The organism is Neisseria sp. HMSC078C12, assembly GCF_001838065.1.
Classification (GTDB): Bacteria; Pseudomonadota; Gammaproteobacteria; order Burkholderiales; family Neisseriaceae; genus Neisseria.
The window spans coordinates 1,084-1,397 of sequence record NZ_KV835620.1; the positions used below are offsets into that span (position 1 = coordinate 1,084).

Sequence of the window (314 nt, forward strand, 5' to 3'; positions counted from 1 at the left end):
CGTACCGGCAACCTGACCCACAGTACCGACCAGAGGACAGGAACGACCCGGTTCGAATACGACAAACTGGGCCGGATTACCCAAGCGGGCAATGAAGTGTTCGCCTTCGACCCCGCGCACAATATCCTGTCCGATCACAATAGCCCTACCGTCCCCGACAACCGCCTGAAAACCTACAACGGCAGCAGCTATTACTACGACCACTTCGGCAACCTGATCCACCGCGAACTGGCCGACGGCGAAGTACAGAACTATTTCTACGATCTGCATGACCAACTGGTCAAAGCGGAAATCTTCAAAAAAGACGGCAGCAA

Annotated in this window: 1 protein-coding gene; it reads left to right on the forward strand. The window is 54.8% G+C overall.

Features of this window, described 5'->3' with window-relative positions; genetic code table 11:
• The coding region (locus tag HMPREF2596_RS11675) for an RHS repeat domain-containing protein (RefSeq protein ID WP_283140427.1) at positions 1 to 314 on the forward strand (314 nt) is incomplete at both ends.